Annotated in this window: 8 protein-coding genes and 2 pseudogenes; 4 read left to right on the top strand and 6 right to left on the bottom strand. The window is 55.9% G+C overall.

Annotated elements, in window-relative coordinates; genetic code table 11:
• Positions 1 to 210, top strand: a 210-nt coding sequence (locus NNN71_RS14000) for a hypothetical protein (RefSeq protein WP_271458734.1), incomplete at its 5' end; no start/stop codon positions are given.
• Positions 211 to 280: 70 nt separating this feature from the next.
• Here NNN71_RS14000 and NNN71_RS13995 read toward each other — a convergent pair.
• A pseudogene (locus NNN71_RS13995) lies at positions 281 to 508 on the bottom strand (recombinase family protein); the annotation flags it as partial.
• Positions 509 to 531: 23 nt separating this feature from the next.
• Between NNN71_RS13995 and NNN71_RS13990 the strand changes: the two are divergent.
• A pseudogene (locus NNN71_RS13990) lies at positions 532 to 732 on the top strand (Tn3 family transposase); the annotation flags it as partial.
• Here the strand turns inward: NNN71_RS13990 and NNN71_RS13985 are convergent.
• On the bottom strand, positions 707 to 1546 hold the full coding sequence (locus NNN71_RS13985; RefSeq protein WP_271458738.1) for a helix-turn-helix transcriptional regulator: 840 nt from the start codon (positions 1544 to 1546) through the stop codon (positions 707 to 709). The pseudogene NNN71_RS13990 and the gene NNN71_RS13985 sit on opposite strands and share 26 nt — an antisense overlap.
• A 131-nt stretch (positions 1547 to 1677) precedes the next feature.
• Here NNN71_RS13985 and NNN71_RS13980 point away from each other — a divergent pair, with 131 nt between their 5' ends.
• Both NNN71_RS13980 and NNN71_RS13975 read left to right on the top strand, forming a co-directional pair.
• Positions 1678 to 3105, top strand: a complete 1428-nt coding sequence (locus tag NNN71_RS13980) for an MFS transporter (protein ID WP_167576441.1) — start codon at positions 1678 to 1680, stop codon at positions 3103 to 3105.
• 77 nt (positions 3106 to 3182) lie between these two features.
• Entirely contained in the window at positions 3183 to 4430 is a 1248-nt protein-coding gene (locus NNN71_RS13975; RefSeq protein WP_163447715.1) for a mechanosensitive ion channel family protein, read from the top strand.
• On the opposite strand, the gene NNN71_RS13970 is transcribed toward NNN71_RS13975, so the two are convergent.
• From NNN71_RS13970 to NNN71_RS13955, 4 genes are all read right to left on the bottom strand, one after another.
• On the bottom strand, positions 4431 to 5411 hold the full coding sequence (locus NNN71_RS13970) for a LacI family DNA-binding transcriptional regulator (RefSeq protein ID WP_163447716.1): 981 nt from the start codon (positions 5409 to 5411) through the stop codon (positions 4431 to 4433).
• Between the two features lie 76 nt (positions 5412 to 5487).
• Positions 5488 to 6639, bottom strand: a complete 1152-nt coding sequence (locus NNN71_RS13965) for a Gfo/Idh/MocA family protein (RefSeq protein ID WP_271458733.1) — start codon at positions 6637 to 6639, stop codon at positions 5488 to 5490.
• Complete coding sequence (locus NNN71_RS13960) at positions 6636 to 7664, bottom strand: sugar phosphate isomerase/epimerase family protein (protein WP_271458732.1); 1029 nt, start codon at positions 7662 to 7664, stop codon at positions 6636 to 6638. Before NNN71_RS13960 ends, NNN71_RS13965 begins: the two co-directional genes overlap by 4 nt.
• A gap of 17 nt (positions 7665 to 7681) precedes the next feature.
• The gene (locus tag NNN71_RS13955) at positions 7682 to 8887 is read right to left on the bottom strand and encodes an MFS transporter (RefSeq protein ID WP_271458737.1); all 1206 of its coding nucleotides are present in this window, start codon (positions 8885 to 8887) and stop codon (positions 7682 to 7684) included.
• Positions 8888 to 9086 lie beyond the last annotated feature (199 nt).

The raw sequence follows: 9086 nt of genomic DNA, 5'->3' as shown, positions 1-9086 counted from the left end.
ACAGAACATTATGCTGGTAAGTTAGCAAATAGCGCCGAAAAAGGAAATATTAAAGATACTCTGAAATATGTAGGCAAATTACAAAAACATTCAGATAATTTATTTTCCGCAACGGGTAGTCCATTTACGCGAAGTGCCATTACGGCCGCAAAAGTGGAACGTTCAAATATTGAATCTGAATTGTTGCGGAACAAACTCAGTTTACAGTAACTGGAGCACTATTCTGCAAAGCTAACGAGGCTAATTTTAGTGAACCTCAATGACTGATGTTAACCTTGCCTCATGGAGGCAAGGTTATTCCGCCAATTGCATTGTTTGAGACGAATGTAAACGTTTCATCTTTCAAAATCCTGTATACCATGGAATGTGCAATGTAGAGCTGTCTGCCTTCATTGGTACGTTCCAGTATCCTGCGCCATTCGGCCTGTGCCGCCGCTGACAGAACGGTGACTACCACTTTACCCATTTCACCATTGGTGCCGATCCCGTCATCAATAAACCGGACAGCCCCTCAGGGGATAAAACGCTTTCGGCCTGAAGTCCCTGACATGGTCAAATGTTCCTGCCCTGACCCGGCAACGGCTGAACGGGACAATAACAAACTACCTGCGGGGTGAAACGATCACCAGTACGAATGCCAGGCTGGTTGATATTCAGGCCACGCAGCCACTGGCACAGTTCTGGGGTATGTCTGAGCGGCCCTCTACTACAGCTTCGCCAACACCGACTCCCCCACTTCATCTACCGGTAAATAAACCAGCAGACGAGAGCCGTTGCGCGGCGCGGAGTACCAGTACATCTGCTGCAGCTGGAAATGACCAAACTCAGGATGCTGGAAGTTTTTAATCTGGTTTTCGACGCCGCGAACTTCGTAACGCTGGTGCCATAGCGCCTCAAATTCGCTGGAAGCGGCAAAAAAGCGAGCCAGCTTGTTTTCCCATGCCGGATTGCCACGGTGCTCCGCCATCGCGGCACGGAAATAGGAGACAAAAGTGGCGAGCGCGTCGCGATTGGCCAGACGGCTACGCCAGCCGGGATGAGTCAGATACAGGTAGATACAATTTCGATCATCTTCCGGAATGGTCGAAAAATCGACGCCCATCAGCCGACAAAACGCGTCATTCCACGCCACGATATCGAAATCAGGCTTCTGAATACTGGCCGGTTGCGGCAGCAAACTGTCCAGCATACGGCGCGTGCCGGGGCTTATCCCTTCGCACGGGGGAACGTTAGCCGACTCCAGCGGTGTTAGCCCCGCCAGCACAAACAGATGACGGGTCTCAAGCGCGCTGCACTGGAGCGCTTCGGCGACCGCTTGCATTACCGCCGCCGACGGATTAACCTCGCGCCCCTGCTCAAGCCAGGTATACCAGGTCACGCCAACGTCCGCCAGCATCGCCACTTCTTCGCGACGCAGGCCCGGCGTGCGCCGCCGCCCGCTGCGCGGTAATCCCAACCGCTGCGGATCGAGACTTTCCCGTCGCGCCCGAAGAAATGCACCCAGCTGCTTACGGCTATCGTCCTGCCGTGACGGCAATACGTCCATTTCACTGTGGCTGATGAGGCTCATGGTATCTCCAACATGGTAGTGCTAGTACCAGTATAACCAGGAACTGGTACCCGTTTATTGAATCAGCGATGCTACGTCCAATCGCTGAATGACGCAATGGAGTCACCATGAAAACGTCTGCTGTTTCTCCCGGTCGCGCGGGGCTTTTCCTGCTGTTGACCGGCCTGATGTTGCCCCAGATCGATACCTCGATCACCAATGTCGCCCTCGACTCAATCACCGCATCGCTGCAAGCCAGCCCGACCCAGCTGGAGCTTATCGTCGCGCTGTATGGCGTGGCGTTTGCCGTCTGTCTGGCCATGGGCAGCAAGCTTGGCGACAACTACGGTCGCCGTCGGCTGTTTATGTGGGGCGTGGCGATTTTCAGCCTCGCTTCGCTGCTGTGTGGTCTGGCCAACTCGATCACCGCCCTGCTGGCCGCACGCACTCTACAGGGCGCAGGCGCGGCGCTGATCGTCCCACAAATTCTCGCGACCCTGCACGTTACGCTAAAAGGAACGGCCCACGCCCGGGCTATCAGCCTGTATGGCGGCATTGGCGGCATCTCGTTTATCGTCGGGCAGATGTTCGGCGGCTGGCTGGTATCAGCGGACATCGCCGGCCTGGGCTGGCGTAACGCCTTTTTCATCAACGTGCCCATTGGCCTGCTAGTGCTGGCCTTCAGTCGCCGCTACGTGCCAGAAACCCGTCGCGATGAGCACGCACGCATTGACTGGCAGGGTACCTTTAGCCTGGGCCTGATTCTCTGCTGCCTGCTGTTCCCGATGGCGCTGGGGCCGGAACTGCACTGGCCGTGGTCGATGCGTCTGATGTTGCTGGCGATTATCCCATTGTTGCTGTGGATGCGGGCCAGCGCGCTGGGTAAAGAGCAGCGCGGTGAACACCCGCTGCTGCCGCCTCGACTGCTGAAATTTGCCAGTATTCGCTTCGGCATGGTCATTGCGCTGCTGTTTTTCAGCGCCTGGTCCGGCTTTATGTTCTGCATGGCGCTCACTCTCCAGTCCGGCCTCGGCATGGCGCCGTGGCAGTCGGGCAACAGCTTTGTGGCGCTGGGCGTCGCCTATTTTCTTTCAGCGATGTATGCGCCGAAGCTGATCGCCCGCCACAGCATGGGGCGAATTTTAGTGGCTGGCCTGATAGTACAAATTAGTGGCCTGCTGCTGTTAATGGAGACTTTCCACCACTTCGGCCAGGCGACGTCCACCCTCACGCTGGTGCCCTCGACCGCGCTGATTGGCTACGGCCAGGCGCTGATCGTCAACTGCTTTTATCGGGTTGGGATGCGCGATATTACCGCTAACGATGCGGGTGCGGGCAGCGCGCTGCTCAGCACGCTACAGCAGGCCACGCTGGGCCTTGGCCCGGCGGTGTTTGGTTCACTGCTGCTGGTGCTGACGCGCGGGCATCATGGGAGCTATACCGATGCGATGACCGGCTTCCTCGGCGTAGAAGCGGTGATGATGCTGCTGCTGGCAATCATTGCCGTTAGCCTCCGCCATCACTTAAACCGTAGTCCGGCGATCGCAACGTCATAACCTTAAGTTCCTGTATAGCTGTTTGCATAATATAGCCAGCGCAGCCATTATAATTAGCTGGCTATACAGGAGACGTTATGCAGGAACTGATTTCACAGATCGAAGAGATGGGCATTGAAATAAACCATACCAATTCGCTGATCATCATATTTGGTATTATTTTTCTCACTGCCATCATTGTTCATCTGATTCTACATCGGGTGGTGCTGCGCGCGTTCGAAAAACGAGCGCAGGCCAGCAGCCATTTGTGGCTGCAAATTATCACGCAAAATAAACTTTTCCACCGGCTGGCGTTTACCCTACAGGGGATTATTGTCAACGTGCAGGCCGTACTGTGGTTGCAAAAAGGCAGTGATGCCGCGCAGATATTAACCACGGGCGCACAGCTATGGGTCATGCTCTACGCTCTGCTGTCATTCTTCTCGCTGCTGGACGTTATTTTCAACCTATCACAAAAACTATCTTTCTCTTCGCAGCTACCGCTCAAAGGGATATTCCAGGGAGTTAAGCTGGTCAGCGCCATTCTGATTGGCATTCTGATGATCTCCCTGCTGCTGGGGCAATCACCGGCAATACTGATAAGTGGTCTGGGTGCGATGGCCGCGGTACTGATGCTGGTATTTAAGGACCCGATTCTCGGCCTGGTGGCAGGGATTCAGCTCTCGGCAAACGACATGTTAAAGCTCGGCGACTGGTTGGAAATGCCGAAATACGGCGCCGACGGTGCGGTGACCGATATTGGCTTAACCACCGTCAAAGTGCGTAACTGGGATAATACCATCACCACCATTCCGACCTGGTCGCTGGTGTCGGACTCGTTTAAAAACTGGAGCGGAATGTCTGCTTCAGGTGGCCGAAGAATTAAGCGCAGCATCAACGTGGATACCACCAGCGTGCATTTTCTCGATGAGCAAGAGCAGCAGCGGTTAATTCAGGCGAAGCTGCTGAAACCGTATATGGACTCTCGCCATGAGGAAATTAACCTGTGGAACCAGGAGCACGGCAGCGCCGATTCGGTGTTGAATCTGCGCAAGATGACCAATATTGGTACCTTCCGCGCTTACCTCAACGAATATTTGCGTAACCATCCGAAAATTCGCAAAGATATGACGCTGATGGTACGTCAGTTGGCACCCGATAATAACGGTCTGCCGATTGAAATATACGCCTTTACCAATACGGTGGTGTGGGCCGAATATGAAGGCATTCAGGCCGATATTTTCGACCATATTTTTGCCGTGGTTGAGGAATTTGGCTTACGTATTCATCAATCACCGACCGGCAATGATATTCGCGCCCTGGCAGGCGCGATCGGGCAAGAATAATCACGCGCTGGCGCGTGAAATAAAGCGCCAGTCCAGCATCACCCGCTCCGGCGGCACGTCCGGGTTATCGATTTTATTGAGCAGCAGTTCGACCGCTCTGGCGCCGATCTCCCGCGACGGCTGCTGGACGGTTGTCAGTTGCGGCGACACCATTTCGGCAAGTTCAGTGCCGTCAAACCCCACAACCGCAATCTCTTCCGGTACCTTTAGCCCTGCCTGTTCAATGGCGCGAATCGCCCCGGCGGCCAGCGAGTCAGAAACCGCAAACACCGCGTCCGGGCGCGGGTTCATCGCCAGCAACGTTTGCATCGCCAGTTTCCCCGCCGCCGCGCTCAGATCGCTGGCATACTCGACAGCATGAAACGCCAGCCCTTGAGATTGCAGCACATTTTTGTACCCCTGCTCGCGCAGGCGGGCGTACTTGTAGCTCAAGTCGTGGTTAATCAACGCAATCCGCTCACGCCCCTGCGCTGCGAGATAGCTCACCGCATGCTCCGCGGCATCGACATCGTGGATCCCCACGCAGGAGACCGCGCCCGCATCAGCATATTCCGCACATTGCACCCATGGCGCATCGCCAATCACCGTGGTTAACTCCGGCAGCTTGCTGAAGGCGTCCATGGTGATAATACCGTCGACCATTTTTCCGGTTAGCAGTCGCAGGCCTGATTTAGAACGTTCAATATCCGAGCCGGAGTTGCACAGTAAAATCCGATAGCCGTTCTTTTCCGCGGCCTCTTCAATTCCTTTTACCACTTCGGCGCAAAAAGGGTTGGCGATATTCGACACCATCACCAGAATCATGGAGCTTCGCGCCGTACGCAGCTGGCGCGCCAACAGATTAGGCTGATAGTTACTCTCTTTAATGGCCTGAAGCACCCGTTCGCGGTTTTTGGCTTTTACGGTATCGCTGTTGTTAAGCACCCGCGACACGGTCGCCACCGATACCCCCGCCAACTGGGCGATTTTCTGAATTGACATACAACGCCGTTCCCTGCAGTTAACGCTTTGCGTGCAGGCTACCATAAAAAGCGTGCCCGGCGTACCGGGCACAGCGTTATTGTTCGACGCTGACCCAGCGCCGTTGCTGATGGCTTTTTATAATTGCATCAATGATATACATGACATTCGCCCCATCACTAAACGAGGCAAAATGCGGCTCGCCAGCGGCGGGCATTTTCCCGCTCTGCACGGCGCGGTAGAAATTGCCCATCATATTTTTAAACGCGTCTGGCCATCCCTCACTATGGCCGCCGGGGAAGTTCGCCTGTCCGGCGACATCGCGGTTAAGCAGGCTTGGGTCGTCACTTAGCAGTTGATTGGGCTGACTGCGGTGACCAATCCACAGTTGCTGCGGCGTTTCCTGATCCCAGGCCAGCGAACAGGCGCTGGCATTGATATCAAAATGCAGCCGATTTTTACGCCCGGCGCAGACCTGCGAAACGCTAAAGCAGCCTTTACTGCCGTCGTCAAAGCGGAACAGAACCGAACCGGCATCTTCGGTTGTCACCACGACGTCGCGATACTGCGTCGCGTCATCGTGTTCACTGAACGTCGCCTGCGCCTCAACGCTGGCCTTACGCGTTGGCCAGACGATAGCGAGGTCGGCCATCACCTCCACAATCCGCCGTCCGGTCACAAACTGCACCGTGTCGCACCAGTGCGAACCGATATCGGCCACCGCGCGCGACGCACCACCCTGCGCCGCGTCCACCCGCCAGTTAAAGTCATTCTCCAACAGCATCCAGTCCTGATGGTAGCCGCCGTAGGCTGAGAACAAACGTCCGGCATGGCCTGCGCGCATCATGCTGGCCGCCTGCTGTACCATCGCAAACTGACGATAAACGAAGCTCACGCCGTGGACCACGCCCGCATCCCGCGCCATCTGCTCCAGCTCGCGAGCCTCCTCCGACGTCATACACAGCGGTTTCTCGGAGAAAACGTGTTTTCCCGCGCGTAAAATCTGCCGGTTGACCGACGCGTGCAGAAAATTGGGCGTGCAGTTATGCACCACCTGTAGCCCAGGATGCGCCAACAGCGCGTCAACATCAGCGTAAGCATGCGGAATATTGAGCTGCCGCGCTTTGGCCTGCGCCAGCTCCAGCGAGGCGTCGCACAGCGCCACCACCTCGACAAAACCCAGTCGACGCAGCGCCTCAATATGTGCCGGGCCAATAAAACCTGAGCCGATAATACCCACCTGAATCATCCGCGTACCTCGCTACCCGCGGCAAAGTCATCAAAGGCCCGCGCGGAGACGGGAATGATATGCCGTTTAATAAACTCGCTGCCTTCGCACGCGCCGATCTGCGCGTCCTTCAGGCAGCACTCCCATTCCATTACCGCCCAGCCGTCAAAATCGTACTGAGACAGCTTGCTGAAAATCTTTTTGAAATCGATATCGCCGTCGCCCAACGAGCGGAAACGCCCGGCACGATCCGCCCAGTTCTGATAGCCGCCGTAAACGCCGCTACGTCCGTTGCGTTGGAACTCGGCGTCCTTAACGTGAAACGCGCGAATACGGGAGTGGTAGATATCGATATAGCTAAGATAATCAATATTCTGTAAATGCAGATGGCTCGGGTCATACAGCATATGGCAGCGCGGATGATTCTCAACCAGGTGTAGAAAACGCTCGAACGTGACGCCATCGTGCAAATCCTCACCGGGGTGAATTTCGTAGCACAGGTCAACGCCGTGCTCGTCAAAACAGTCCAGAATGGGCCGCCAGCGGCTGGCGAGTTCACTAAACGCGTCATCCAGCAGCGCCGCATTGTGCGGTGGCCACGGATAGAAATAAGACCAGGCCAGCGCGCCGGAAAAGGTCGCATGCGCCTTCAACCCCAGGCGCGCCGAAGCCTGCGCGGCCTTTTTCACGCTCTCGACGGCCCACTGCTGGCGGGCCGTCGGATTACCGCGCAGCGCCGCCGGCGCAAAAGCATCGAAAGCGCTGTCATAGGCCGGATTAACGGCGACAAGCTGCCCTTCGAGATGCGTTGACAGTTCACTAATCACCAGACCGTGCTCCGCCAGTCGCCCGGCAATATCATCGCAATAGGTCTGGCTCGCCGCGGCCTGCGCCAGGTCGAATATCGCCGGGTGATTGCAGGGCAGCTGTAGCGCCTTAAAGCCCAGCCCGGCCGCCCATTGCGCTATCCCATCGAGCGTATTAAACGGCGGCTCGCCGCCGATAAACTGCGCCAGAAAAATGCCCGGCCCCTTGATGGTTTTCATACCCCCTCCTTAAAAATTTACGCCTGCTTTTGCTCGTCGTATTTAAACGAGACAAGGAAAATCACCGCGATCACCACGGCAGCCACCGCCGGAATCCACCAGAAGTTCACCCACGCCGCCGGAACGGTTTGGCCAGCGACCAGGTGGTTATACAGGGCACCGGAAATCTGCGATCCCAGCAGCATGCCGATGCCGTAGGTAAACATCACCACCATGCTCTGCGCCTGCCCTTTCACCTTTTCGCCCGCCACACGGTCGGTATAGATAAAGCCCACCACGAAGAAAAAGTCGTAGCACACGCCGTGCAGCAGAATGCCGAGATACAGCAGGAAGCGGGTCTCTTCATTGATACCCAGCGCAAAGAACATATAGCGTACGAACCACGCCAGCATGCCGATCAGCAGCATGTACTTCACACCCAGACGGCGGAACAGCAGTGGGATAATCAGCATAAAGAAGATTTCTGACATCTGACCGAAGGACATCGCGGTGCTCACATCCGCGACGCCCGCGTCCGCCAGAAATGACGCGGTATAGGCATAGTAAGTACCGAGCGGTACGGAAATCAGCGTGGCGCAGACGGCAAACACCAGGAAGTGCCGGATTCTGAGCAATGCGAAAGCGTCGGCGCAGAACAGATCGCGCAGCTTCAGCGGCTGGCCTTTCGCCGGGGCCGGCGTGTGCGGCAGCGTCAGGCTATATACCGCCAGCACCACCGAGCACAGCGCCGCCAGCGTAAAGATGCCGGTGGTATCCGAAATCCCGGTTACGCCGATAAAGATGCCCGCAATAATCCAGCCGATAGTGCCGAACACACGCACTACCGGGAAGGTTTTATCGATGTTTTTCAGGCTATGGAAGGCAATATTATTGGTCAGCGCCAGTGTCGGCATGTAGCAGAGCGTGTAGCCAAACAGCAGGGATATCAGCAACGCGCCGTTTTCCGCGACCAGCGCCTGCGGTACGAACCACAGAATCACCGCGCCAAGCAGGTGCATCACCGCCATCACCTTCTGCGAGGCAAAAAAACGGTCAACCAACATTCCCAAAACAAACGGGGAAAGAATTGAGGCGATCGGCCCCGCCGAGAACGCATCGCCAATCAGCAGCGACATGTTGTACTGCGTCATCACCAGTCCAAGCGTGACCGACCAGCTTCCCCAGATAAAAAACTGCATAAACATCATTAACGACAGGCGCGGGACTAACAGCCTATGCTGTATGCCACTTTGTTCACGACTTTCCGTTGTAGACACCATGTTCTCACCCTCAAAAGTAATCGATTACAAAACACCACGAATGAAAAGTAATCGATTACAAAAATAAGATCGCGCGGATCGAAAAGGATTTGGGAGAGCGATCACGATAAAAACGAGGAAGGAAATGCGTCGCAGCAACGAGCGGGAAACAGCGGAGGAGGCA

The sequence above is a fragment of the Kluyvera sp. Awk 3 genome, from assembly GCF_028069715.1.
Classification (GTDB): domain Bacteria; phylum Pseudomonadota; class Gammaproteobacteria; order Enterobacterales; family Enterobacteriaceae; genus Kluyvera; species Kluyvera georgiana_A.
Note: the sequence above shows the minus strand (reverse complement) of the source record. Positions and strands in the feature narration are given on the sequence as shown.